Annotated in this window: 16 protein-coding genes and 3 pseudogenes; 6 read left to right on the plus strand and 13 right to left on the minus strand. The window is 73.1% G+C overall.

What is annotated here, in order from left to right:
• Positions 1-17: 17 nt before the first annotated feature.
• A complete protein-coding gene (locus tag ACIF8T_RS10590; RefSeq protein WP_400033320.1) occupies positions 18-1,514 on the minus strand; it encodes a hypothetical protein in 1,497 nt (498 codons plus the stop codon).
• Positions 1,515-1,757: 243 nt separating this feature from the next.
• Between ACIF8T_RS10590 and ACIF8T_RS10595 the strand changes: the two genes are divergently transcribed.
• Both ACIF8T_RS10595 and ACIF8T_RS10600 read left to right on the plus strand, forming a co-directional pair.
• Entirely contained in the window at positions 1,758-2,897 is a 1,140-nt protein-coding gene (locus ACIF8T_RS10595; RefSeq protein WP_400033321.1) for an aminoglycoside phosphotransferase family protein, read from the plus strand.
• Positions 2,898-3,108: 211 nt separating this feature from the next.
• Positions 3,109-5,058: an N-acetylmuramoyl-L-alanine amidase gene (locus ACIF8T_RS10600; RefSeq protein ID WP_400033913.1), complete on the plus strand. Its 1,950-nt coding sequence runs from the start codon at positions 3,109-3,111 to the stop codon at positions 5,056-5,058.
• An 84-nt stretch (positions 5,059-5,142) separates the two neighbouring features.
• Here the strand turns inward: ACIF8T_RS10600 and ACIF8T_RS10605 are convergent, their stop codons facing one another.
• The 3 genes from ACIF8T_RS10605 to ACIF8T_RS10615 all read right to left on the minus strand — a co-directional run bounded on the left by ACIF8T_RS10605 (position 5,143) and on the right by ACIF8T_RS10615 (position 7,607).
• Positions 5,143-5,640: a hypothetical protein gene (locus ACIF8T_RS10605; protein WP_400033322.1), complete on the minus strand. Its 498-nt coding sequence runs from the start codon at positions 5,638-5,640 to the stop codon at positions 5,143-5,145.
• Positions 5,641-6,321: 681 nt separating this feature from the next.
• Positions 6,322-7,224, minus strand: coding sequence for a universal stress protein (locus tag ACIF8T_RS10610; RefSeq protein WP_400033323.1), 903 nt, complete (start codon positions 7,222-7,224; stop codon positions 6,322-6,324).
• A gap of 140 nt (positions 7,225-7,364) precedes the next feature.
• Positions 7,365-7,607: a DUF397 domain-containing protein gene (locus tag ACIF8T_RS10615; protein ID WP_400033324.1), complete on the minus strand. Its 243-nt coding sequence runs from the start codon at positions 7,605-7,607 to the stop codon at positions 7,365-7,367.
• A 320-nt stretch (positions 7,608-7,927) separates the two neighbouring features.
• On the opposite strand from ACIF8T_RS10615, the gene ACIF8T_RS10620 reads away from it, so the two are divergent.
• On the plus strand, positions 7,928-9,757 hold the full coding sequence (locus ACIF8T_RS10620; protein ID WP_400033326.1) for a sulfatase: 1,830 nt from the start codon (positions 7,928-7,930) through the stop codon (positions 9,755-9,757).
• Positions 9,758-9,922: 165 nt separating this feature from the next.
• Positions 9,923-11,218 carry a phenylacetate--CoA ligase PaaK gene (paaK, locus tag ACIF8T_RS10625; protein ID WP_400033328.1) on the plus strand — a complete coding sequence of 432 codons (1,296 nt, stop codon included), beginning with the start codon at positions 9,923-9,925 and terminating at the stop codon, positions 11,216-11,218.
• A 143-nt stretch (positions 11,219-11,361) separates the two neighbouring features.
• Here the strand turns inward: paaK and ACIF8T_RS10630 are convergent.
• A pseudogene (locus tag ACIF8T_RS10630) lies at positions 11,362-11,655 on the minus strand (transposase); the annotation flags it as partial.
• Between the two features lie 22 nt (positions 11,656-11,677).
• Complete coding sequence (locus ACIF8T_RS10635) at positions 11,678-12,607, minus strand: NmrA/HSCARG family protein (RefSeq protein WP_400033330.1); 930 nt, start codon at positions 12,605-12,607, stop codon at positions 11,678-11,680.
• 101 nt (positions 12,608-12,708) lie between these two features.
• Here ACIF8T_RS10635 and ACIF8T_RS10640 point away from each other — a divergent pair, with 101 nt between their 5' ends.
• Entirely contained in the window at positions 12,709-13,341 is a 633-nt protein-coding gene (locus tag ACIF8T_RS10640) for a TetR/AcrR family transcriptional regulator (protein WP_400033332.1), read from the plus strand.
• 107 nt (positions 13,342-13,448) lie between these two features.
• Here ACIF8T_RS10640 and ACIF8T_RS10645 read toward each other — a convergent pair.
• Positions 13,449-13,898 (minus strand): annotated as a pseudogene (locus tag ACIF8T_RS10645) (hypothetical protein); the annotation flags it as partial.
• A 2-nt stretch (positions 13,899-13,900) separates the two neighbouring features.
• Here ACIF8T_RS10645 and ACIF8T_RS10650 point away from each other — a divergent pair.
• Positions 13,901-14,068 (plus strand): annotated as a pseudogene (locus ACIF8T_RS10650) (transposase); the annotation flags it as partial.
• Between the two features lie 515 nt (positions 14,069-14,583).
• Here the strand turns inward: ACIF8T_RS10650 and ACIF8T_RS10655 are convergent.
• The 6 genes from ACIF8T_RS10655 to ACIF8T_RS10680 are packed head-to-tail and all read right to left on the minus strand — an operon-like array spanning position 14,584 to position 24,874.
• Positions 14,584-18,675 carry an amino acid adenylation domain-containing protein gene (locus ACIF8T_RS10655; RefSeq protein WP_400033334.1) on the minus strand — a complete coding sequence of 1,364 codons (4,092 nt, stop codon included), beginning with the start codon at positions 18,673-18,675 and terminating at the stop codon, positions 14,584-14,586.
• 52 nt (positions 18,676-18,727) lie between these two features.
• Positions 18,728-20,050, minus strand: a complete 1,323-nt coding sequence (locus ACIF8T_RS10660; RefSeq protein ID WP_400033336.1) for an MFS transporter — start codon at positions 20,048-20,050, stop codon at positions 18,728-18,730.
• A gap of 13 nt (positions 20,051-20,063) precedes the next feature.
• Positions 20,064-21,317, minus strand: a complete 1,254-nt coding sequence (locus ACIF8T_RS10665) for an aspartate kinase (protein ID WP_400033338.1) — start codon at positions 21,315-21,317, stop codon at positions 20,064-20,066.
• 13 nt (positions 21,318-21,330) lie between these two features.
• Positions 21,331-22,149 carry a homoserine O-succinyltransferase gene (locus tag ACIF8T_RS10670; RefSeq protein WP_400033340.1) on the minus strand — a complete coding sequence of 273 codons (819 nt, stop codon included), beginning with the start codon at positions 22,147-22,149 and terminating at the stop codon, positions 21,331-21,333.
• Positions 22,146-23,525: a diaminobutyrate--2-oxoglutarate transaminase family protein gene (locus ACIF8T_RS10675; RefSeq protein WP_400033342.1), complete on the minus strand. Its 1,380-nt coding sequence runs from the start codon at positions 23,523-23,525 to the stop codon at positions 22,146-22,148. Before ACIF8T_RS10675 ends, ACIF8T_RS10670 begins: the two co-directional genes overlap by 4 nt.
• 11 nt (positions 23,526-23,536) lie before the next feature.
• Positions 23,537-24,874, minus strand: a complete 1,338-nt coding sequence (locus ACIF8T_RS10680) for a lysine N(6)-hydroxylase/L-ornithine N(5)-oxygenase family protein (RefSeq protein ID WP_400033344.1) — start codon at positions 24,872-24,874, stop codon at positions 23,537-23,539.
• Positions 24,875-25,031: the final 157 nt, after the last annotated feature.

Raw genomic sequence — 25,031 nt, forward strand, 5'->3', positions numbered from 1 at the left:
GGCGACGCGCGGGACCGCTAGGCCGGTGCCGCGGAACCGCCCCTGCCGCCCTTGGCCTTGGGCAGGGCGAGTTTGATCTCCTCCCGCAGCTCCTGGATCTTCGGGTAACCGGCGTACTCGGCGGTGAGCCGGTACATCTGGCGCAGCCGGTCCCAGGTGCGGTGCGAGGAGTTCGAGCCCATCGACACCAGGGCCAACCGCGCGTAGCCGGCGGCCTGTTCGGGGTCGTCCGCGATGAAGCAGGCGGACGCCATGGAGAGATGGTCGAAGATCTTCGACCGCTCCTGCGCGTCGACCCGCAGCGACAGCGCCTTGTCCGCGTAGTGCTGGGCGTGCACGGCGGCGTCCGGCTCGAACTCCGCGAGCGTGCGGTACGCCAGGGCCTGCATGCCGTACAGGTCCGCCTCGTCGAAGAGCTGCATCCAGCTCGGCGGCGGCACGTCGCTCCTGTCGGAGATGAACAGGTCCTCCGCCTGGCCGAGGGTGCGGCGCATCGCCTGGCCCTTGCCCATGGACGCCTGGGCCCAGGCCTCGATGGTGTGGAACATCGCCTTGGTGCGGGGCAGCATCCGGTCGCCGGAGCCGGACTGGGCCAGTTTCATCAGGTCCAGGGCGTCGTCCGGCCGGCCCAGGTGCACCATCTGGCGGGCCGCCCGGGAGAGCGCCTCGCCGGCGCGGGGCCGGTCGCCGCCCTCTCTCGCCGCGTGGGCGGCGATGACGAAGTACTTCTGGGCCGTGGGTTCGAGGCCGACGTCGTGGGACATCCATCCCGCGAGGACGGCGAGGTTGGCGGCGACGCCCCACAGGCGCCGCTGCAGATGGGGTGGGTGCCGGTAGGCGAGCATGCCGCCCACCTCGTTGAGCTGGCCCACGACCGCCTTGCGCTGGAGCCCGCCGCCGCGGGCCGCGTCCCAGGCGCGGAACACCTCGACCGAGCGCTCCAGTTCCTCGATCTCCTGCGACCCGATGGGAGCGGCCTCGTAGCGGTCGAACCCGGCCTGGTCGGCCTGCAGGGGACGGTGGAGGTCGGGAGCGTCGGCCGCCAGGGCCGGGTCGGTGTGCAGCCAGTCGTGCATGGCGCTGCTGAGTGCGGATCCCGCGGCGAGCGCGGCGCCCGCGCCCACCAAGCCGCGTCGGTTGAGCATGAGGTCCATTCCCGTGAATTCGGTGAGGACCGCGGCGGTCCGCTCGGGCGCCCACGGCACTCCGTCGGGATGTTCCGCACTCCCGCCGCCCTGCCGTTTCCCCGCGCGCCCGTGCCGTACCAGACCGAGGTCCTCGATGGTCACGACACGGCCGAGACGCTCGGTGAACAGAGCCGCCAGCACCCGCGGCACCGGATCGCGCGGGATCTCTCCCATGTCGATCCACCGCCGCACCCGGGAGGTGTCGGTCGCCAGCTGGGGGTGGCCCATGGCCGCCGCCTGCTTGTTGACCAGCCTCGCGAGTTCGCCCTTGGACCAGCCGGCCAGGCCGAACAGGTCCGAGAGCCGGGTGTTGGGTCGTCCGCTCACGTCAAGCCCCCAGGTTCTCGGCTGAGTTGACAGTAGCCCGGCCGGACATGCCGGGCGACTATTCGCCAGGGTTCGCCAGGGCACGCCAGATGGTGTGCCACGGGCCGTCGGGTGTCAGGTAGGAACGCGCCACCCCGCCCCGGTCGCCTCTCGCTACGACGGGTGCACTCCCCAGGGTGCACCCGGGCGGCCGGGCCGGGCGGGCGTTCGACCCACAGGCACACGAAGGGATCTGTTTCGCCCATGTACGCAGCATCGTCCTCCGTGTCCGCCCCGGCCCGACCGCTGCGCCCCCGTCCCACGGACAGCGGCCCCTATCTCGCCCCCGCCCGTCCGGCGGCCCCCGTGCTCGGCGCGGGCCGGGCTCGGCGCGCCACGGGGCCCGGCACGCAACCGCTCAGCGGGAGACTCGACTTGTCCGGCCCTCAGGGCGCCCAGCTGCGCACGGCGCTGGCGTCGGTGCACCGGATCTGTCCGGAGTTCGCTCCGGTCCAGGTGCTCCGCCGCAGCGGACGCTCCGTGCTCCTGGTCGGTACGACCGGACGCAGCACGGTCGTCGCCAAATGTTTACTGGACCACTCCCCCGCGTGGGCCGAGCGCATCCGCCACGAGATAGCGGCCTACCGCGCGTTCGTCCGGCACCGCCCGCCCGTGCGGGCGCCCCGGCTGATCGCGGCGGACCCGGACAACTGCACGCTCGTGGTCGAGCGGATGCCCGGCCGGGCGGCGGCGCTCCAGCGGCACCCGGCGGAGGCACCGCCGCGGGCGGACATCAGGGCGGCACTCGGCGCGGTCTGCCGGCTGAACGCCTGGCGGCCGCCGGCCGGCACGTTCGACGCGCCGCTGGACTACGCGGCACGCATCTCCCGGTACCACGAGCTGGGCCTGCTCACCGACCGGGACATGGGCGACCTGCAGAAACTGCTGCACGGCATCGCGCAGGCGGCCGGGCGGCACGGCATGGGCCAGTTCTGCCACGGCGACGCACTGCTCTCGAACATCCTGCTCTCACCGGCCGGTCCAGTGCTGGTGGACTGGGAGCACGCGGGCTGGTACCTGCCGGGCTACGACCTGGCGACGCTGTGGTCGGTGCTCGGGGACGCGCCGGTGGCCCGGCGGCAGATCAGCCAGATCGCGCAGTCGGCGGGACCGGCCTCCAGGGACGCCTTCCTGGTGAACCTGATGCTGGTGCTGACCCGTGAGATCCGCACCTACGAGACGGCCGTGCAGCGTTCGATGCACGACACGGCCCCGGCGGCACCGGTGCCGCCCCACCCAGGTGCCGCGCCGTCCGGCGAGGAGCAACGGCTGCTGCTGCGGCGGCTGCACGACGACTGCCACCTGGCCCGGCGGGCCGTGCGCGCGGCGGTCGGCACACGCTGACGGGGACGGACGTCCGCGGTGCACCCGGAGAGGGCGCACCGCAGACGTCCGTCTGCGCGGCCGGAAGGCGGGACGCGCCCGGCGCCGGTGACACGGCAGCCTCCCTCCCCGTGGGCATGATTGACGAACCGTCGGCTCACAGGAGGACCCAGTGCGAGGATCCGCCACCGCCACCGCCACCGCCACCGTCACCGCCACCCCCACCGGACCGGTGTCCGTGCCCGGCCCCGGACGTGCCCGAAGAACCGCCGGTGCCGCGGTCGCGGCGGCGCTGCTGCTGCCGCTCCTCGGCGCCGCCCCGTCCGCGGCGCGTCCGGACGGGTTGCAGGAGGCGTTCGCCGCCGCGGCCGCCGAGTACCGCGTGCCGCAGAGCGTGCTGCTGGGCGTCTCCTACCTCCAGTCCCGCTGGGACACGCACGGCGGCGCGCCGAGCGTGACGGGCGGCTACGGGCCGATGCACCTCACCGACGCCCGCACCGCGCTGGCCGCGGCGGCGCACCACGGCGACCGCACGGAGGACGCCCGCGGCGACGGCGCCCGCCCGGCCCTGCTCCCCGCGGCGCCGTCGCCCGCGGGCGGCGCGCTCCCGGCCCGCCTGACGACCCTGCCCCGCGCCGCCGGGCTGACCGGGCTGAGCCCTGAGCGGCTGCGCACCGACCCCGCCGCGAACGTGGCCGGCGGTGCCGCGCTGCTGGCCGCGGCCCAGCGGGACCTCGGCGAGCCGCCGAGCGGGGATCCGGCGGACTGGTACGGGGCGGTGGCCCGCTTCTCCGGCGCGGACGACACCGCGACGGCCGCGGCGTACGCGAACGACGTGTACGCCGTGATCCGCGCCGGCGCGCGGCGCACCACGGACACCGGACGGCGCGTCACCCTGACCGCCCGGCCGGACGTCGTCGCGGACACGGCCCAGCTGCGCCGCACCGGCCTGCGCACCGCCTCCGCCGCCGGCACCGAGTGCCCCGCGTCGGTGTCCTGCGCGTGGATCCCCGCACCGTACGAGCAGTTCGGGGACGGCGACTACGGCAACCACGACCTGGCCGACCGGCCCGGCTCGCCGTCGTCCCCGCCGATCGAGTACATCGTCGTCCACGACACCGAGGGCGCCTGGGACGGGGTCCTGCAAGCGGTCCAGGACCCCACCTACGTGTCGTGGCACTACTCCCTGCGCGCCACGGACGGCCACATCGCCCAGCACGTGCGGACCAAGGACGTGGCCTGGCACGCGGGCAACTGGTTCGTGAACGCCACCTCGGTCGGCCTGGAGCACGAGGGCTTCCTGACCAGCCCGGACGCCTGGTACACGGAGGCCATGTACCGGTCGTCGGCGCGGCTGGTGGCGCATCTCGCCGGGAAGTACGGCGTACCGCTGGACCGGCAGCACATCCTCGGCCACGACACCGTGCCGGGGCCGACCGCGTCGGCGGTCCCCGGCATGCACACCGACCCGGGGCCGTACTGGGACTGGCGGCACTACTTCGAGCTGCTCGGGCGACCGCTGGAGCCGTCCGGGGGGCCGGACAGCGGCGTGGTGACGATCCGGCCCGACTACGCCGCCAACCGGCCGGTGTTCACGGGCTGCGCGGCGGCCGGGCAGCCGTGCCCGGCGCACGGGTCGAGCGCGGTGCGGCTGTACGCCGACCACGACGAGAACGCGCCGCTGATCCCGGACCCCGGCCTGGGCGGCACGCCCACCACCGGGGTGAACGACCTGTCCTCGCGGGTGTCCACCGGGCAGCGGTACGCGGTCGCCGGCCGGTGGGAGGACTGGACGGCCATCTGGTACCTGGGCCGGAAGGCGTGGTTCAGGAACCCGGAGCGGCAGCCCGCCGCGGTCCCCGCGCAGGGCGAGGTGGTGACCCCGAGGGACGGCCTGGAGAGCGTCCCGGTGTACGGCCGGGCCTACCCGGAGGCGGCCGCGTACCCGGCGGAGGTGCCGGTCCAGGCGGTGTCGCCGCTGCCGTACCGGATGCCCGCGGGGCAGCGGTACGTCTCCGGCGGCACGGTGCGGGGCGCGTACTACTACGCGGCGACCTTCGACCGGGCGGGGCACCGGATGGTGGTCGGCGAGGACGTGTACCACGAGATCCAGTTCGGCCACCGGGTGGCGTTCGTCCGGGCGGCGGACGTGCGGGTCGAGCCGGCGGCCGCGCGGCCGTGAGGCGGTGAGGCGCGGGGCCGGCGGTCTCGTGGCGTGCCGAGGGCCGGGCCCCCGCCGGGGTCCGGCTCTGGTCGTGCCGGTGGTTCAGCCCTGCTGGAAGAGCTCCGCGGGCAGCGGCTTGAGCAGCGCGTAGAGGTCGTCGGTGATGGGGCGGTCCCAGGCGGCGATGGTCACCAGGACGTTGTCGCTGCGGTCGAACTGCACGCAGGAGATCCGGCTCTCGGAGAGCTTGACGCGGCGCACGATCAGCAGGTTGTCGCCCTGCATCACCGGCACGTCCTCGGTGCCGACGACGGTGACCTCCTCGTCGTTCTCCAGCGCCAGGAGCAGCTGGGCGACCTCGAAGGGGACCTGTCCCTCGGGGACCTCGCGGGCCGGGGAACCCTCCGGCAGGTTGCCGATGACCATCGCGGGGCCGCGGCCGCCGAACAGGTCGTAGCGCAGGAAGACGCCCTGGCAGGTGCCGTCGGGGGCGGGCAGCAGCCCGGCGCCCAGGTTGCCGGGCCAGTCGCCCGGGTCCATGGCCAGTACGTCGAAGTCGGGCCCGGCGGGAGTGGCACTGCGGCGGCGGAGGAACGACATGCCGCCATGGTACGTGCCCGGGCGCGGCGCGCGCGGGCTGGGCGGGGCTCCGGTCGGCCCGCGCGGTGTTCCCGTGCCGCTGGTGCCGGCGGGCCGCCCGGGCCCGGCCGCCGCAGGACGGCTCGCACCGCTCCTGGCGGGGTGCTCCTCGGGGAAGTGCCGCACGCGGCGCGGCACGTGGCAGGCGCGCGGCCGCCGTCGGCCGGGGCTCGCGAGGAAGGCGGTCACGGCCCGGGCGAGGAAGGCCGCCGGGCCGCGCGGACCGGGCACGGGCCGTCGTCCGGCGCCGGGTCCGGTGCCCCGTGCCCGGGTCGGGACGGGCGCGGTCGGCGGGCGGGCGGCCGCGTCGCCGAGGCGCCGGACGGCCTCGGGCAGGGGCAGCGGGCGGGCTCGGCGCGGGGCGCGCCGCGTGCGCGAAGAGGGTCCGGACGGCGGCGCGCGGGTCCCGTACGGCAGTGAGGGCGGCGGACCGGCCGGGGTCCGGGACGGTGGCGGGGTGGGCGTGGGCCCGCGCGGTGCGGCCGGGGCCGGGTCGGCGAGGTCCTCGACGGCGCCTCCGCGGCCGTCGTGGCGGAAGGTGAGGGCGGAGTCCGGGCGGGCCGGGCGTCCTCGCCGGCCGGGTCCCGCAGGGCGGTCAGGACGGGGAGGCCGGGATGCCGGCGGGTGCGGCGCGGGGGCCGCTCAGTCCTCCGGCGGCTTCGGCGGTACGACCGCGACGGGGCTCGCCGCGTGCAGCAGGACGGCGTGGGTGACGGACCCGATCATCCGGGCCGGGGCCAGCAGGCGCCGCCGGTGACGGCCGACGACGACCAGGTCGGCGTCCCGGGAGGCCGCGACGAGGACTCCGGCCGCGTCGCCCGGCGCCACGTACGTCTCGGCCCGTACGTCCGGGTGCCGCTCGCGGTGCGGGGCGAGGAAGCCGTCGGCCAGGGCGCGGGTGTCGTTCTCCACGGCGTCCCGGTCGATCGCCGGCGGGGGCAGCTCGCCGGGGACCAGCCACGCCTGCGCGGGCCAGGGGTAGGCGCAGACCACCTGGAGGCGGGCGCCGAGCCGGGCGGCCTCGGCGAAGGCGAAGCCGAGCACGGACTCGTCGGGTCCGTCCACCTGGAGGCCGGCGACCACCCGGGGGCCGGGGCCGGCCGGCGCGGCGCCGTGCACCTCGCGCCCGGGCCGGGGCACCACGACGACGGGGCAGTCGGCGTCGCGGGCGGCGGCCATGCCGTTGGAGCCGAGCAGCAGGCCGGTGAAGCCGCCGCGGCCGCGGGAGCCGAGCACCAGCAGCTGGGCGGTCGCGCCCAGTTCGGGCAGGACGGCGCTCGGCGCGCCCTCCAGCCCGGTGTACTCCGTCTCCGGCAGGTCGGCGCGTCCCTCCAGCCGGCCGCGGACGTCGTCGAGGACCGGGTCGTGACCGGGGTCGGCGGGTGCGGCGGCCAGTGCCTCGGGCTGCGCCCAGGGGGCGTACTGGCGTACGTGCACCACGCGCAGGGGGGCCGAGCGGCGGCGGGCGGCGTGCAGGGCCCATTCCAGGGCCCGCAGGCCGTCGTCCGATCCGTCGACCGCCGCGATGACCGGCAGGGTGCTCATCGGGTTCCTCACCTCCGGGGGGTACGACCGTCCCGTCCCGGGGGCAGCGTGGCTCAGGCGCCGCCCCGGGAGCGCGTTCCGGGTCGCGTGTCCGGACATCCGGCGGGAAACACCCCCGGATCGGCCGGTCGGCCCGCGGTTCAGGTCAGGTCGAACTCGCCCTCCCGGGCGCCCGAGACGAACGCGCCCCATTCGGCGGGCGTGAAGATCAGGGAGGGGCTCTCCGGGCGGGTGCTGTTGCGCATGGCGATGAAGCCTTCCACGAAGGCGATCTGGACATCGCCCAGGCCCCGGCTGCTGGACTGCCACTGCGCGTTGCTCAGGTCCAGTTCCGGCTTGTCCCAGCCCGTGAACGCGCGCTGCTGGATGGTGCTCTCGGCCACGTCCGTGCTCCTCCCGACTCGTCGTCCGCGGGCCAGCCTAGCGACCGCTCCGCACGGCGGACAGGCCACGTGAGGGGGACCTTCCGGGGCCCGGCCGTGCTCCGGGGCCGGTCCCGAGGAGAGCGCACGGCGGATCGCGGGGCCGGCGGGGGTCACGGCCGTGCCGGCCGGCCGGACGACGAGCCGGGCGCGGGCGCGTCCCGGCCTCCACGCCCCCTGCGACTGAACGGAACGCGGGGCGCGGACGTACCGAGAGGGGCAGGCCCGGTGACGGGTGCTGTTGTCATGCCTTCGTACGACCGCACGGAAGGACCCGCCGGGTGTCGCTCTTCGTTCGTTCCCGTCAGCTGCCGGACACCGTCGAGGGCGGGGCGGACGACGGCGGCGGCGACGGGGAGGGGACGGACGCCGCGGGGGCGGCGGGCCGGTCCGGGTGGCGGCGGCGGTTCCCTCGGGCCGCGCGCGGGGCGACCGTGGCGACGACCGTGCTGGCGGGCGCGCTGGTGGTCTTCGCGCTGCTCGTGCCCAACCGCCTCGAACGGCTCGCTCCCGGCGCGTTCCTCCGCATCCCGGCCGAGGGGGTGCTGCTGGCGGGCCTGCTGCTCGCGCTGCCGCCGCGGCCCCGGCGGATCGCCGCGGTCGGGTCGGGTCTGCTCCTCGGGCTGCTCACCGTGCTGAAGTTCGTCGACATGGGCTTCTACCAGGTGCTGGCGCGGCCCTTCGACCTGGTCCTGGACTGGATCCTGCTGGAGAACGCGACCGAGTTCCTGAGGGAGACGTTCGGCCGTACCGGGCAGGTGCTCGCCGTGGCGGGGGCCGTCGTGTCGATCGCCGCCCTGCTCGTCCTGATGACCCTGGCGACGGTGCGGCTGACGGACCTGATGGTCCGTCACCGGCCGGTCGCGGCCCGGACGACGCTGGTCCTCGGCACCGCGTGGATCACCTGCGTCACGCTGGGGGTGCAGATCGGCACGGTCCCGGTCGCGACCAAGGGCAACGCCGAGTTCCTCGGCAACCGGGTGGAGCAGGTGCGGGCCGGTCTGCGGGACGCGCGGGTGTTCGAGAAGCAGGCCGCGGTCGACGCGTTCGCGACCACCCCGCCGGACCGGCTGCTGACCCGGCTGCGCGGCAAGGACGTCCTGTTCACCTTCATCGAGAGCTACGGCCGGGTCGCGCTCGACGACCCGGCGATGGCGCCTCAGGTCGACGCGGTCCTCCGGGACGGCACCCGCTCGCTGGAGGCCGCCGGGTTCGCCTCGCGCAGCGGCTGGCTCAGGTCGCCGGTGACGGGCGCGGGCAGCTGGCTCGCGCACTCCACCTTCCTGTCCGGGCTGTGGATCAAGAACCAGCAGCGGTACCGGAGCCTGACCACCAGCGACCGCATGACGCTCACCAACTACTTCCGCAAGTCCGGTGCCTGGCGGACCGTCGGCATCGTGCCGGGCGTGCGGCGGGCCTGGCCGGAGGGCGAGTTCTTCGGGCTGGACCACATCTACGACTCCGAGCGCCTCGGCTACCACGGCCCGTACTTCAGCTGGACGCCCGTGCCCGACCAGTTCAGCCTGGAGGCCTTCGAGCGCCTGGAGCACGGCCGGAAGGACCGCGAGCCGATCATGGCGGAGATCATCCTCGCCTCCAGCCACAACCCCTGGTCCCCCATCGCCCGGATGATCGACTGGGAGGACCTCGGCGACGGCTCGGTGTTCCACGCGATCAAGAAGGAGGGCACGGACCCCAAGGAGGTCTGGAAGGACCCGGAGCGGGTGCGCACCGAGTACCGGCGCGCCATCGAGTACTCCCTGCGCAGCCTGATCGGGTGGGTCGAGCGGTACGGCGACGAGGACACCGTCCTGGTCTTCCTCGGCGACCACCAGCCGGTCCCCACCGTCACCGCCGGGGACACCGGCAGGGACGTGCCGGTCACGATCGTCGCGCACGACGCGGAGGTGCTGGAGCGGGTCTCCGGCTGGGGCTGGACCGACGGGCTCCGGCCGGCCGGCGACGCGCCGCGCTGGGGCATGGACGAGTTCCGCGACCGGTTCATGACGGCGTACGGCCCGGGCTCCGGCGCCGGGCCGGGAACTCCCGCACGGCCCGCGGGGACTCCTCCGGCCGCGACCGGCGCCCCGCAGGCCCCGCGTCGGCGGTGACGGACCGGGCGCCGGGCACGCGGGGTGCGGGACGGTGCGGCCGCGCAGCGGGAAAGTGCGGGCCGCGCTCTTGCCGGGAGCCGGGCCGCCTGCCTTAACTGATCTCCGACAGGGCGACCGAATGATCGGTCGTCCGTACGGGTGCGGTCGGTGAGGGAGGTCCTCATGGCGGAGGCGGCGGATCTGCTGGACCCCGGGGAGCGGCTCGACGCGGACGCGCTGCGCGAGGTGCAGCTGCGACGGCTGCGGGCCTCCCTGCGGCACGCGTACGAGAACGTGCCGTTCTACCGGGACTCCTTCGACAGGGCGGGGATCCGTCCGGAGGACTGCCGTTCGCTCGCCGACCTGGCCCGCTTCCCCTTCACCACCAAGGCGGACCTGCGCGACACCTATCCGTACGGCATGTTCGCCGTGCCGCGCGACCGTGTGCGCCGCATCCACGCCTCCAGCGGCACCACCGGGCGCCCCACGGTGGTGGGCTACACCGACAACGACCTGTCCCTGTGGGCCGACATGGTGGCGCGGTCGATCCGGGCGGCGGGCGGCCGCCCCGGGGACACGGTCCACGTGGCGTACGGCTACGGCCTGTTCACCGGCGGGCTGGGCGCGCACTACGGCGCCGAGCGGCTGGGCTGCACGGTCGTGCCCGCGTCGGGCGGGATGACCGCCCGCCAGGTGCGGCTCGTCACGGACCTGGAGCCGGCGGTGATCATGGTGACGCCGTCGTACATGCTGACGCTGCTGGACGAGTTCGAGCGGCAGGGCGTCGACCCGCGCGGCACCTCGCTGCGGGTGGGGATCTTCGGCGCCGAGCCGTGGACCGAGGAGATGCGGCGGGAGATCGAGGAGCGGTCCGGGATCGACGCGGTCGACATATACGGGCTGTCGGAGGTGATCGGCCCGGGGGTCGCGCAGGAGTGCGTGGAGACCAAGGACGGGCTGCACATCTGGGAGGACCACTTCTACCCGGAGGTCGTCGACCCGGTCACCGGGGAGGTCCTGCCGGAGGGCGAGAGGGGCGAACTCGTCTTCACCTCGCTCACCAAGGAGGCCATGCCCGTCATCCGGTACCGGACGCGCGACCTGACCCGGCTGCTGCCGGGCACGGCCCGGGTGTTCCGCAGGATGGAGAAGGTCACCGGGCGCAGCGACGACATGGTGATCCTGCGCGGGGTGAACCTCTTCCCCACCCAGATCGAGGAGATCGTGCTGCGCACGCCGGGCGTGGCGCCGCACTTCCAGCTGCGGCTCACCCGGGAGGGCCGTCTCGACGCGCTCACCGTACGGGCGGAGGCGCGGCCGGGCGCCGGGCCGGAGGTCCGCCGGGCGGCGGCGCGGTCCCTCCGGGCGGCGGTGAAGGACGGCGTCGGGGTGTCGGTCGAGGTGGAGATCGTCGATCCAGAGTCGCTGGAGCGGTCGGTGGGCAAGATCCGGCGGATCGTGGACCTCCGGCCGCGCTAGTACTGCAACGGTGCTCGTTCTGAGTGCTGGGCGGTTTTCAGGGGCTGTGTCCGCGTCGCTTGTGGTGACCGATGCGGGCACAAGCCTTGAACCGGTCAGCAATCAGCACAAGCACCGTTGCAGTACCAGAGCCTGTCTCTTGGAAGTGCGGTAGTCCAGCCGATGTCGTCAGCACCGTCGGCCGCTGTCAGGAGCGCGGCGAGGAGCCGTTCCCAGGTGCCGTCCACGGCCCACCTGAGCAGCCGTTTGTGAGCGGTCCGGAATGAGCCGAGCTCGTCGGGCAGGTCCCGCCGGGGCGAGCCGGTGCGGTACTTCCACGCGGTGGCCTCCAGGGTTCGACGATGGCCGGCCCATCGCCGGCCACGGACCGGATCGGCCGGCCACAACGGCTCGATCCGGCCCCGCATCGCATCAGTGATCACCCGCCGGACAGACACATCCGATCGACCGACGAGCAGATCAAGGGGACACGCTCTGGCCGGACACGGGTGTCAGCTGCTCATCCGCCCACTCGGCGAAGGTGGTGACCGGGATGCCCAACTCCCGGGCGAACTCGGGCCGGGCGGGCTGGAGGACCGCGTTGTTCCACTCGTGTCCGGCTCCCCACGTCGGCATGCCCGCGTCGAGGGCCTCTTCCAGGCTCATGGAGGGTGCGGTCACGGGCACGCCCCAGGCGGCGGACAGGGTCTGCGCGATCTGCTCCATCGTGCGCAGGTCACCGGCCAGTTCCAGTTCCACCTGGTGGAACCGGTCAGGGTCTCGAAGGGCGTGCGCCGCAGCCGTGCCGATGTCCCGCACGGCCACCAGGGCCAGTTCGGTCTGCGGCTTCAGTACCGTCAGCAGTCCGCCGCGCGGCCCCTTGGGTGCCAGCAGGGGCAGGTTCTCCATGAAGAAGGCGGGCTTGATCACCGTCCAGCGGGCCAAGCCCGCACCCCGCACCGCCTCCATGATCGCCTGCTTGGCGCGGAAGTAGTCCGCCATCGCCGCCCAGCGGCCCTCGGCCCAGCCGGCGACCCGGGTGTGCTCACCGACTCCACTGGTCGAGGACTGCACGAACTGCCGTACCCCCTCAGCCTTCGCCGCGTCCACCAGGTTGGTGGCTTGGGCGAGCTCGCCCGCGAAGTCCACGCCGGTCTCGGTCATGGGCGGCATCTGCACCGAGAACACCGCGCGGACTCCCTCGACCGCTGGGCCGAGGGAGTCCCGGTCGGAGAGATCCGCCCGCACCAGCTCGGCGCCCAGCGCCTCGATCGCTCGGGCGGACTTCGACCGCGGATCGCGTACGAGTGCGCGTACGGGCACCCCGGCGGCCAGGAGTGCGCGGGCCGTGGCCCCGCCTTGCCGGCCGGTGGCTCCGGTGACCAGGACGGTATCGCTGTCGATGGGCATGGTTGCTGCTCCTCGCGGACCGGAGAAAGAAAACGGCGGGGCCCGCCGTTTTGCCTACCGCTAAGATATGGCGGGGCCCGCCGTTTAGCAATGAGGAGATCATGACCGGTCAGCGCTCGGACGCCCGACGCAACTACCAGCGCATCCTCGCCGTCGCCAAAGCCGAGGTCGCCGCGCACGGCGCCGAGGCATCCCAGGAACGGATCGCCCGCACCGCAGGCGTCGGTTCGGCGACCGTGCGCCGTCACTTCCCCACCCGCCGTGCCCTGCTCGAAGCCGTCTTTCAGGAGCGCATCGAGGACCTGTGCGAGCGCGCCCACCGGCTCAGTGCGACCGAGGACGGCCGCACTGCCCTCCTGGAGTGGCTCCACGCCCTCGTCCGCTACGCCGTCTCAGCCCGCGGATTCGCCAACACCCTCAGCTACGAGCCTCCCGCCGAGGAACCCTCCCCGCACTCCTGTGGCAACAGGATCGCAGCGGCCGGAACTCCCCTGCTCCAGCGGGCCATTCGCGACAAGGCAGTTGCACCGCACGTCACCTTTCACGACCTGCTGACTCTCGCCGTCGGCATCGCCCTGGCCACCGAGCACCACAAGGACCCCGAGACCCAGGCCGACCGCCTCTTCCGCCTCGCTGTGGAAGGGCTCAGCCCTGAGCACGGCATCGCTGGGGTGTCCGGGAACTCAGGATCTTCGGTACTGGTAACAGAAAGCCTGCCGAACGAGCGGTTGTGACAAGTGGGATGCCTAATGGGTGACCGCCAATGTGCCTCGACCGGTCCTCTCCGCCAGCTCATCCGACGTCGCCGGTGACAGCTCCTGAGCTTCGGCTCGATACGGCCCGGGGCGCGCGTGCCGCCGGCCAGGGGCGTCCGGACGTCCTGGGCGGGACCGTGCTGCTCGAGGTCTTCGAGCACGGCGGCGCCCAGCGGCACCTCCCGGGCGAGCGCGGCGACGAGCGGGTGCTGGGCGGCCATCGCCTGCAGGTCGCTGATCCGGCCCTCCAGCCGGCTGCGGGAGGCACCGGTCAGGACGAACAGCACGCGGGGGAAGACCGGATACCAGCGCAGCCAGCCGTACTCCGCGGCGGCGCGCCTGCGCCGACCGGTCGGCTGGGCCTCGTACTGGTGCAGCCGCGCATACTCGATCAGCTTCACCGCCAGGCGCTCGCCGCTCATGGTGGTCCGGTCGACCTCCACGAACGCGCGCAGCTTACGCCGCTGCTCATCCCTGACGCCGGTGTAGTGCATGACGGCGTCGGCCATCACCCGCTCCCCCTCGCCGATGGAGTGCTGTCCAGCGGATGCTGAACCGGATCGGGTGGGACGCCGATGAGGTCCTCGACGACGTGCGGGACTACGTCGTCGAGCACCTCGGCGACCAGGATGCCGTTCTGATCGTCGACGACACCGGCTCTCTGAAGAAGGGGGTGCGATCGGCCGGGGTGCAACGGCAGTACTCCTGCATCGCCTACTGCCCCGCCGGCACCACCCTGGACGACTACCAGGTCCGCCGTTGTCCCGGCTGGCACCGTCACATGACCCTGACCATGGCCGCCCACGCCTGCCTGACCGTCCTGCGCGCCCGTCAGCCGGATGCCGGGAAAGCAGAAACGGATCCTCCCAGCTCATCCCCTACAGCCTCGCCGAGATCCGACGCCTGATCACCCGCCTCACCGACCGCCGACCCGCACCCGTCGACCACGTTCTGCACTGGTCGACCTGGCGCCGCAGACGACAACGCCAGGCCCGCATCGGTCACTGCAAACAACGCGGGCACAAGCCTTGAACCGGTCAGCAATCAGCACAAGCACCGTTGCAGTACTAGCGCTTCGGTCGGGCTGCCGTGGCGTGCGGTGCCAAAAGGCCGTCACCTCCGCCGCGGCGCCGGGTTCGCGTCGCGCCTCGCGGTGCGGGGCCGGGCGGTGCGGGGCCGGGCGGTGCGCGGGTGAGGGCGCCGCGCACCGCCCGGCCCGTCTCAGTGCCCTTCCATGCCGAGGAGCGCCTCGGCCGCCAGCCGCACGCCGGGGGCGCGCAGGAAGGTGTAGTGGTCGCCGGGCACGCGTACGGTCCGGGTGCCGGCCCCGAGCAGCCCGGTCCACGGCGCCGACAGGTCCGGGGACTGCTCGGCCGAGACCACCAGGACGGGGGCCGCCACGGGCTCCGGACGGTGTCCGCCGATCAGGCGCAGGTGCGCCTTGAACACCTGGAACCTGCGGTCGATGTCCTCCTGGACCTCCTCGGTGTCCCCCGACCCGCCGGTCAGCTTCTCACCGAACCACCGCAGCTGCTCGGCCACCGGCGTGGTCCCGGGGTCGGGCAGTTCGCCCGCGTCGGGACCGAGGGCCCGGGCCCCGTCCAGGACGAACTGGGCGGCGAAGGCCTGCTCGCCCACCCCGGAGACATCGTCCGCGGAGAAGGGGGTGTCCAGCAGCCCGACCAGGGCCACCTCGGCGCCCGACTCCTCCAGACGGCGGGCGACCTGAAGGGCGAGCAGGCCGCCCATCGACCAGCCGGCCAGCCGGTACGGTCCGGAGGGCTGGGCCTGGAGGACGGCTTCGGTGTACGCGTCGGCCATCTCCCCCAGGTCCTGCCTCGGCTCGCTGCCGGGCCGCAGGCCCGCGGCCTGCACTCCGAGCACCCGGTAGCGGTGCTGGAGTTCCTGCGTCAGCCCGAAGTACGGGTACACGGTGCCGCCGACGGCGTGGATGAGGAACAGCGGGTCGCCGTCGGTCTTCTCCGACAGGGGCACGACGGTGTCCGAACCGGACGCGGCGGTGCTCTCGCCGGCAGCGCCGCCCGGCGCGCCCGGCCCGTCCGCCTCGTCCAGGCTGTCCAGTTCGTCCAGCGGGGCGTCCTCGAGGCCGTGCTTCTGGACCAGGGCCGCGGCGAGCCGGGCGGGCGTGGGGGCGAGGAAGATCGCGGTCACGTCCGTGTCGACCCCGAGGTCCTTGCGCAGGCGGGTGATCACCTGCATGGCCTGGAGGGAGTTGCCGCCCATTTCGAAGAAGTTGTCCTCGATGCCCACCCGCGGCAGCTTGAGTATGTCGGAGACCATGTCGGCCAGGACCGTCTCCAGAATGGTGCGCGGGGCCACGTAGTCGCCCGAGTCCCCGGGGCCGTCCGGGGCGGGCAGGGCGGCGCGGTCGACCTTGCCGTTCGCGTTGAGCGGGAAGGTGTCGAGGATGACCAGGTGAGCGGGGACCATGAACGCGGGCAGCTGCTCGCCCAGGTGCGCGCGGAGGTCGGCGGTGGTGACGGCCGGCGCGTCGGGGCTGGTGCGCGCGTAGCCGATGAGGTTCTTCTGGCCGGCCTGGTCCTCGCCGACGACGATCACCGCCTGGGCGACGGAGGGGTGGCCGGCGAGCACCGCTTCGATCTCGCCGAGCTCCACCCGCAGGCCACGGATCTTGACCTGGTGGTCGAGACGTCCGAGGTACTGCAGGTTGCCGTCCGGCAGACGGCGGGCCAGGTCGCCGGTCTTGTACATGCGCGCGTCCGGGACCTCGCTGAACGGGTCCGTGACGAAGCGCTCGGCGGTCAGCTCCGGCTGGTTGAGGTAGCCACGGGTGACGCTGGCCCCGCCGATGTGGAGTTCGCCCGCGACGCCGACCGGTACGGGGTTGAGGTGCTTGTCCAGCACGTAGGCCGTGTAGTTCGTCAGGGGCAGGCCGATCGGCGGCGGGTCGATGCCGTCGTCCTGGCACCGGGCCATGGTCGAGCCGACCGTGGTCTCGGTCGGGCCGTAGCCGTTGATGAAGCGCATGCCGGGTCGCGCCCAGGTGCGGACCAGCTCCGAGGAGAAGGCCTCGCCGCCGGCGATGACCACGCGCAGGCTCGGGAACTCCTCCTCGGCCAGCAGGTTCAGCACGGCCGGGGGCAGGCACATGAAGGTGATGCCCTCACCGCGGATCAGGTCGGCCAGCCGCGGAGGGGAGAGCAGGGTCTGCGTGCTGCCGAGGACCAGGGTGGCACCGGACAGCAGCGCGCCGAAGATGTCCAGGACGGACACGTCGAAGTTGAGCGACGCGAACTGCAGGATCCGGTCTCCCGGGCCCAGCGGCCAGAACTCGATCTCGGCGTAGCAGAAGTTGACGGCGTTGCGGTGCTCGACGACCACGCCCTTGGGGCGTCCGGTGGAGCCCGAGGTGTAGATGACGTAGGCGACGTCCGACGGGCTCGCGGTGGCCTCGACGGCGCTGTCGTCCAGCGCGGTGAGTTCGTTCCAGGACCGGTCCAGGTCCAGCACCGTGACGTCGTCGGTCGGCACCGCGGACGCGCTGGCCTCGTCGGTGAGGACCACGGTCATCTTCGCGTCCTCGACCATGAAGGCGAGGCGGTCGGCCGGGTACTCCGGGTCCAGCGGCACGTAGCCGCCGCCGGCCTTGAGGATGCCCATCAGGCCGACGATGCGGCGCACCGTGCGCTGCATGCTCACGCCCACGAGCGTCTCCGGGCCGACGCCGAGCTCGCGAAGCCGCCGGGCGACCTGGTTGGCGTGGGCGTCGAGCTGGGCGTAGGTCAGGCCCTCGCCGTCGAGTTCGACGGCCATGACGTCGGGGTGCGCCGCGGCCTTGGCCTCGAACGCCTGGTGCAGGTTCCAGTCGGGGAAGTCGGCCTTGTCGCTGTTCCAGGTGACGAGCTCCTGGTGGAGCTCGGCCTCGGTCATGATCGGCAGCTGGGAGACGCGGGCGTCGGGGTCGGTCACGACGCCGTCGAGCAGCGTCTCGAAGTGGCCCAGCAGGCGCTGCGCGGTGGCCGCGTCGTACAGGGCGGTGGCGTAGCTGAGGTTCAGCCCCAGCCGGCCGCCGCTCTCGACGGCGGAGAGCAGCAGGTCGAACTTGGCCGCCTCGGCCGGAAGTTCCTCGGAGCTCCAGGTCATGCCGCCCGGCCGGAGGTCCCGCCGCTGGTCGTCGGAGAGCATGAAGCCGACCTGGAACACCGGGGAGCGCGAGGGGTCGCGGGGGGCCTTGGCGGCCTCCACGATCTTGGCGAAGGGCAGGTCCTGGTGTCCGAAGGCGCCCAGCGTGGCGGCCTTGGTGCGCTCCAGGACCTCGCGGAAGGTCGGGTCGCCGGACAGGTCGACCCGGACCGGCAGGGTGTTGATCAGGTAGCCGATCACCGGCTGCAGTTCGGGGCGGCTGCGGTTGGCGCTGACGGTGCCGACCACGATGTCGTCCTGGCCGCTGTAGCGGTGGAGCAGGACGTGGTAGGCGGCCATGAGGGTCATGAACAGGGTGGCGCCCTCGTCCCGGCCCAGTGCGCCGAGCCGGGTCAGGATCTTGTCGCCGAGGTCCCTGGACTCCGTGGTGCCCTGGTAGGTCTGGACCAGCGGCCGGGGCCGGTCGGTCGGCAGCTGGAGGACGGGCGCGCCCCGGAGGTTCTCGCTCCAGTACTCGGTCAGATCCCGCAGCGTCTCGCCCTGCAGCCGGTCGCGCTCCCAGACGGCGAAGTCGGCGAACTGGACGGGCAGCTCGGGCAGCCGCGCGGCCGTCCCGGTGACGGCGCCGGAGTACGACTCGGCCAGCTCCGCCAGCAGCACGGGGAACGAGGAGCCGTCGAAGACGGTGTGGTGGACGGTGATCAGCAGGACGTGGTCCTCGTCGGCCAGCTGCTGCAGGTGCGCGCGGAAGAGAGGACCGCGCTCCAGCTCGAACGGGCGGGCCGTCTCCTCCTGGGCGGCCGCGCGCCAGTGCCGCTCGATGTCGTCCGCGGCGACGGCTCGCTGGTCCACGAAGGCCAGCTCGACCGGGCCGGCCGGATCGACCACCTGGACGGGCGTGCCGTCCACGGTGACCAGGCGGGTGCGCAGCGCTTCGTGGCGGGCGACCAGCGAGTCCAGTGCCGCGCCGAGGGCCGGGCGGTCCAGGGCGCCGGTCATCCGTACCGCACCGGCGATGGTGTAGGTGGATTCCCCGGGAGCCAGCTGGTCGATGAACCAGAGCTGCTCCTGCCCGTACGACAGCGGCAGGTCCCGCAGCGCGGGCGAACGGCGGGGGATCGACGAGATCGGGGGAGCCGTGCGACGCAGCCTGGCGGTCAGCGCGGCCCGCTGGGAATCGGTCAACATGACTGGTCAGTCCTTCTTTCGAACAGTGGGTGAGGCAGCGTCAGAAGCACGATCAGGAATCGGCAGCGCCTGACTGGGCGACGGTCTCGGGCCGGTCCACGTCGACGGGCCCCTGGGGCATCTCGCGGAGCCGGTACACGGGCGAGAAGGCGATCCACACCACCGGCACGGCGATACCCGCGACGCCGACGGCCAGGGCGGCGCGCAACCCGAACACGGAGGCCAGCGAGCCGGCCAGCAGTGCGCCGAGCGGGATCGTGCCGTACAGGATGAGCCGGTAGCTGGCGTTCATCCGCCCCAGCAGGCGGGCCGGCGTCACGGTCTGGCGCAAGGTCAGCGAGTTGACGTTGAAGACGGCCAGGTGGAAACCGTGCACGGCGAGCGCCCCGCCCAGGATCACGAGGGAGACCGGACCGGTGCCCCCGGGCACGAGCAGCAGCACGGGCGACAGGCAGGCCAGCAGCGTGACCAGGCGCAGCGCCGGGCCGAAGCCCAGGCGCTCGCTGATCCGCCCGGAGAGCGTCGCGCCCAGCAGCGCGCCCACCGAGCCGGCCCCCACGACCAGGCCGAGCTGGAACGGGCTCAGCCCCAGTGACCTCACCGCGTAGACCAGGAAGACCGTCGTCATGACGTTCTCGAACAGGTTGAACACGGCCGACTGCGCCGCCAGGTGCCGCAGGATCCGGCTGCCGACCACGGTGCGCAGGCCCTCGACGATGTCGGCGCGGACCGACTTGGGCTCGGCGGGCCGCTCGGGTTCGGCCTCCGGCCTGCGGATCCACCACAGGGCCACGGCCGAGGCCAGGTAGGTGGCGGCGCCCACGGTCAGCGCGACGGGCGCGGTCAGCGCGCCGACCAGGAAGCCGGCCAGGCCGGGACCGGCGATGCCGGCCACCGAGTAGCTGGCCGTCATCTTGCTGTTCGCGTCCGCCAGGTCGTTCTTGTCGACGAGTCCCGGAATGTAGGAGAGGATCCCCACGTCGAAGAGGACCGTCGCCACGCCGGCCAGGAACCCGACGGCGTAGAGCCACGGGAGCGAGAGCACGCCGAGCAGGTGGGCCAGCGGCAGGGCGCCGATCAGCAGCACCCGGACGGCGTCCGCCGCGATCAGGGTCGGCCTCCTGCGCCGCCGGTCGAACCAGACGCCGGCCAGCAGGGTCACCAGTACGTACGGTGCGAACCTGGCGACGTTGAGCAGGCCGATCTGGAACGCGCTGGCGTTCAGGGTGATGACCGCCGCCAGCGGCAGCGCGATGTCGGTGACCTGCGAGCCGACGAGGGAGACCGTCTGGCCGCTCCAGAGTTTGACGAAGTCCCGGTTGGCGAGGACACCGCGTCGGCCCGCGGTGTCCTTGCGCTCCTGTGTGGTGGTCAATGCTCCCGCCCCTTCAGTTGGTTCGTCCCGCGCCGACGGGCTGCGGGGCGGACGCGTCGGTGTGCAGGCCGAAGGCGCTGTGCAGCACCCGTGCGGCCTCGTCGACCGCGCCGGAGGCGACGTGGCAGGAGACCCGGCTGGGGGTGCTGGTGACCAGCACCGGTCTGATGCCCGTGCGCTCCAGGGACTCCAGGATCCGCAGGGTGACCTCGGCCCGGTTGCCGCAGGCGTCCCCGGCCACGCTCACGCTGCCCAGTTCCTCGTCGTGGACCCTGACGGTGGCCCCGATGTCGCCGAGGGCGGCGACGACCGCCTGCGGTTCGGCGCCGGGCGAGGTGAACCGGAGCTCACCCGGGCTGCCGATGATGGATCCGACCGGCAGGCCGTGTCCGGCGAGTGCCGCCGATACCTGCGCCGGCGTCAGGCTGTCGACCTGGTAGAGCGGGTCGTGCCGACGGTGGGCGACGCCGATGATCCTGGCCGTCTCGAACATGACGTTCTCCTCCCTGGCTTCTGTGATCCACGTGCCCGGCTCGCCGGTGAACGAGGACCGGACGTGGATGGCGACACCGTGCGCCGCCGCGAGCTCCACCGCCCGCGGCTGCATCACCTGGGCACCCGCCTCGGCCAGTTGGAGCATCTCCTCGTGGCTGAGCCGCTCCAGGCGCCTCGCGTCGGGGACCACCCGGGGGTCGGCAGTGAAGACCCCCGGGACGTCCGTCCAGATGTCGCACTCGGGCAGCCCGAGCGCCGCCGCCACGGCGATCGCCGAGGCGTCCGAGCCGCCGCGGCCCAGCGTCGTGACGTCACCCTCGTCCGTGACGCCCTGGTAGCCGGTGACCAGGACGATCAGCCCCTGCTCCAGGGCCGCCACGATCCGCCCCGGGTCGATCGACTGCATGCGGGCGTTGCCGTGCGCGGCGTCGGTCCGCACCCCGGCCTGGCGGCCGTTGAGGGAGACGGCGCGCTCACCGGCCTCGTGCACGGCGATCGCGGCGAGCGCGCACGACACGGACTCCCCGACCGCCAGAAGCGCGTCCAGTTCCCGCGCGTCGGGCTGTGCCGTGAGGCCGTTCGCCATGTCCAGCAGGTCGTCGGTGGTGTCCGACATCGCGGACAGGACCGCGACGACGTCCGCCCCGGCGCGCCTGGCCTCCACCAGCCGCTGGGCCACCCGGCGCAGCCGGTCCATGTCGCCCACCGACGAGCCGCCGAACTTCCACACCACCGGCCGCAGCGCGCGGCCGGACGGGTCTGTTGCGGACACAGGTCCCCGCCCCCTAGCGCGCGGCCGACTGGTCACCGACCAGCCGGACCCAGCTCGCGAAGAACGCCAGGCTGTGGCTGCGCCACAGCCGCAGCGGCCGGTCCAGGTCCACGCCGACCGGTGCCTTGACCCCGGCCACCTGCTGGGACACGTCCCTGCGGTACTCCTCCGCCAGGCGCGAGCCGTAGTACTCGGGGTGGCCGGTGTGCATGAGGACGGAGTGGTCGTGGGACTCGGCGATCACCGTGCCCGCGCCCTCGGCCCGGGCCAGTGCGCGGACCGTGGTGCTGGCGTCCAGCGCCTTGTCGTCGAACCCGGCGAAGCGGCTGTGCGTCGACCAGAAGCGGTCGTCGAGGCAGGAGGCGATGGGGCCGTCCTGCGCCAGCAGCTCGGTCTCGTACATGCCGGAGACCTTGTCGGTGTAGATGTCCTTGGGCAGCCCGTAGAGCAGGTGGCCCACGCCCATCGCGCCCCAGCACAGGCCCAGCAGCGGTGCTCCTTGCGCGTGGACGTCCTGCACCATGTCGTTCAGCTCGTCCATGAACCGCACCTCCTCGTAGGGGAGGTGCTCCACCGCGGCGCCGCTGACGATCAGGCCGTCCAGCGGCGCGTCCGCGGTGGCCTCCTTGTAGGTGCGGTAGGCCGCGGCGATGCGGGCCGGGTCGTCCAGGTGGTAGCGGCGGGACGAGATCCGTATCAGCTGCAGTTCGAACGGCTCCGCCAGGGACAGCTGCGGCATCAGCCAGTTCTCGTACTGCTCGGCGTGCGGCATCAGGTTGACCAGGCCGATCCGCGGCGGCCGGCCGGCTCGTCCGGACACGAGCGTGCTCATCGGCCGGCCTCCGCGGCGAGTTCCGCCTCCAGCGCGCTCAGCGCGCTGCCCAGGATCGCCACGGCCTCGTCGGCGACCTCACGGGTGATGTTCAGCGGCGGCAGCAGCCGTACGACGCTGTCCCCGCGGCCACCGAGCTCGACGATCAGTCCACGGCTCAGCGCCTCCTGCTGGAACCTGGCCGCGACCCCGGTCGCGTCGAGCGTCGCGGTGCCGGCCATCTCCATGCCGAGCATCAGGCCCATCCCGCGCACGTCGGAGACGAGCGGGCCGGCACCGAGCCGCTTCAGCTCGCCGAGCAGGTGGTCGCCCACGGCGCGGACGTGCGGGAGCAGTTGCTCGCGCTCGACGATGTCCAGGAAGGCGTTGGCGCTGGCGAAGGCGAGGTTGTTGCCGCGGAAGGTGCCGATGTGGCTGCCCGGCGACCAGGTGTCCAGGTACTTGCGGTAGAGGATGGCGGCGATCGGCAGCCCCATGCCGGACAGGCCCTTGGAGGCGACGACGACGTCCGGGGTGATGCCGTACTGCTCGAAGGCGAACCAGGTGCCGGTGCGGCCGCAGCCGGTCTGGACCTCGTCCACGATCAGCGGGATGCCGAGTCCACGGGCGGTGTCCGCGACCCGGTGGACGAACTCGCGGCGGGCCGGGATGGCCCCGCCCTCGCCCTGGACCAGCTCCATGATGATCGCGGCCGGCAGCTGCACCCCGCCGTGGGTGTCGGTCAGCGTGTTCACCAGGACCTCGGCGCAGTTGGTGGTGCAGTTCTGCGGGGCGAGACCGATCGGGCAGCGGTGGCAGTAGGAGTACGGGGTGAAGTGGATGCCCGGCAGCAGGTTCTGCAGACCGGCCTTGGGCGCGTGCTCCGAGGTGAGGGACATGGCCCCCTGGGTGGACCCGTGGTAGGCGCCCTGGAAGACGACGACCTGGCCGCGGCCGGTCGCCTTCTTGCACAGCTTGATCGCGGCCTCGACGGCGTCGGAGCCGGTGGGGCCGCAGAAGTGCATCTTGACGTCGTCGCGCATGTGCTCGGGCAGCATCGCGATCTGACGGCGTTTGAACTCGTCGCGCACCGGCGTGGGGAAGTCCAGGCCGTGCGTCAGTTTCGGCAGCTGGGCCGTCACGGCGGCGACCAGCTCAGGGTGGTTGTGGCCCAGGGCGAGGACGCCCGCGCCCGAGAGGAAGTCGATGTACCGGCGGCCGTCGAGGTCGGTGATGTAGGGCCCGGCCGCCTCGGCTATCGCGACCGGGATCCGGCGTGGATAGGTGCGGGCGTTGGACTCGGTGGCGGCCTGGCTGTCGAGCAGCACGCGTCCGTTGGGGCCGGGCCGGGCGAGGTCGACCGCCGGTCTCTGCGAGGTCGCTTCAAGGGTCTGCATGATCGTCCCTCTCAGATGTCGGAGCCGGCCGCCTGGGCGGCGACGAGGTCGGCAGCTCCCTGTTCGGCGACCAGGCGCCGCTCAAGGCTTTCGACGATGGCCTGGGAGCGCAGCGCCAGCAGGCTGAAGGAGCCCGCGTCGCCGAGCCCGTGCGTGGACTCGCACAGCCCGTTGACGAAGATCGGCGGCACCTCCCGCTCGAAGACCGGGTGCGGCACCACCCCGTAGTCGTAGCCGACGGACAGCGGGCGGTCGTCCGTCACGCCGAGCACGTCCGCCAGGTCCTTGAGCAGCGGCGGCAGCTGCTCGGTGCGGCCGGTGATCCCCAGGTCCAGGTAGCCGGTGGCCAGGACCACCCGGTCGGCGTGGATCCGCTCGCGCTCACCGGTGATGTGCTCCGTGACGTCCAGCGCCACTCCCCCGGCGGTGCGCTCCACGGCGTCGACACGGCGGTTGGTGCACAGCCGGATCCGCTCGCGTCCGTCGAGCTCGTCCTCGTACATGCGCATGTACAGGGCGCTGACCACGTCCGCGTCGGCGGCCGAGTAGTTGGTCGGCCGCAGCTGGTCGCGCAGCCGCTTCTTGCCCTCCTCCGTGGCGTGGAAGTAGTACTTCACGAACTCCGGGAAGTAGACCTCCTCGGAGAACGGGCTGGTGTCCTTGAGCCGGTAGCCGAAGCCGGTCATCACGTTGGCGATGCGGGCGGCGGGGAAGCGCGCGATCAGGTCGAGCACGACCTCGACCGCGCTCTGGCTGGCGCCCACCACGGCGAGGGTCCCGTCGAAGTCCCGGTCCAGGTCGGCGATGTTGGGCAGGAACTGGGAGGTGTGGAAGAGGTACGGGGCCGGCACGCCGCCGAAGACGGCGGGAACGTTGGGGGTGCGTCCCGGGGCCACCACGACCGAGCGCCCGTGGTAGGTGGTGCCGTCGGCGACGGTGACCTCGACCAGCGGGCCGTCGGCGGACGCCACCGTGGTGATGCCGGTGACCTCACGGCCGTAGTCCACGTCGGCCCGCACGTTCTCGGCGACCCACTGGACGTAGCGCGCGTACTCCTTGCGCAGCGGGTAGTGGGAGGGCAGGTTGAGGTGTTTGAAGAGCCGGCCCTGCTCGTGCAGGTAGTTGGTGAACGTGTACCGGCTGCGCGGGTTGCGCGGCGTCACCAGGTCCCGCAGCGGGTTGTTCTGGATGTCCGAGCCGTCCAGCAGCATGGCCCGCTGCCAGTAGGGGCCGGGCTCGCGCTCCAGGAACTTCACCCGGGCCTGCGGCCACAGCTCCTCGAACGCGACCGCGACGGCGACGTTCGCGGGTCCGTAGCCCACACAGAGAACGTCATAGGCATCGTGCACGTTGAACCTCCACAGTTGGTTTGCACGGGCATGCCGACGGCATGCCGGCTGGGTCACGGACGGGAGACCGCCTGCACCTCCGCGCAAGCGCCGTCGGAGTACGGCCCGGCCGCGTGCCGGCCGGCGAAGGACGCGCCGTCGCTGAGGTCCCCCGCTG

The sequence above is a fragment of the Streptomyces sp. NPDC085946 genome, assembly GCF_044540485.1.
Taxonomy (GTDB): Bacteria; Actinomycetota; Actinomycetes; order Streptomycetales; family Streptomycetaceae; genus Streptomyces.

Excerpts from the sequence above, each read along its gene's own strand:
- ACIF8T_RS10595 (WP_400033321.1), top strand. The coding sequence starts at position 1,758 with ATGTACGCAGCATCGTCCTCCGTGTCCGCCCCGGCCCGACCGCTGCGC.
- ACIF8T_RS10605 (WP_400033322.1), bottom strand. The coding sequence starts at position 5,640 with ATGTCGTTCCTCCGCCGCCGCAGTGCCACTCCCGCCGGGCCCGACTTC.
- ACIF8T_RS10610 (WP_400033323.1), bottom strand. The coding sequence starts at position 7,224 with ATGAGCACCCTGCCGGTCATCGCGGCGGTCGACGGATCGGACGACGGC.
- paaK (WP_400033328.1), top strand. The coding sequence starts at position 9,923 with ATGGCGGAGGCGGCGGATCTGCTGGACCCCGGGGAGCGGCTCGACGCG.
- ACIF8T_RS10635 (WP_400033330.1), bottom strand. The coding sequence starts at position 12,607 with ATGCCCATCGACAGCGATACCGTCCTGGTCACCGGAGCCACCGGCCGG.
- ACIF8T_RS10640 (WP_400033332.1), top strand. The coding sequence starts at position 12,709 with ATGACCGGTCAGCGCTCGGACGCCCGACGCAACTACCAGCGCATCCTC.
- ACIF8T_RS10655 (WP_400033334.1), bottom strand. The coding sequence starts at position 18,675 with ATGTTGACCGATTCCCAGCGGGCCGCGCTGACCGCCAGGCTGCGTCGC.
- ACIF8T_RS10670 (WP_400033340.1), bottom strand. The coding sequence starts at position 22,149 with ATGAGCACGCTCGTGTCCGGACGAGCCGGCCGGCCGCCGCGGATCGGC.
- ACIF8T_RS10675 (WP_400033342.1), bottom strand. The coding sequence starts at position 23,525 with ATGCAGACCCTTGAAGCGACCTCGCAGAGACCGGCGGTCGACCTCGCC.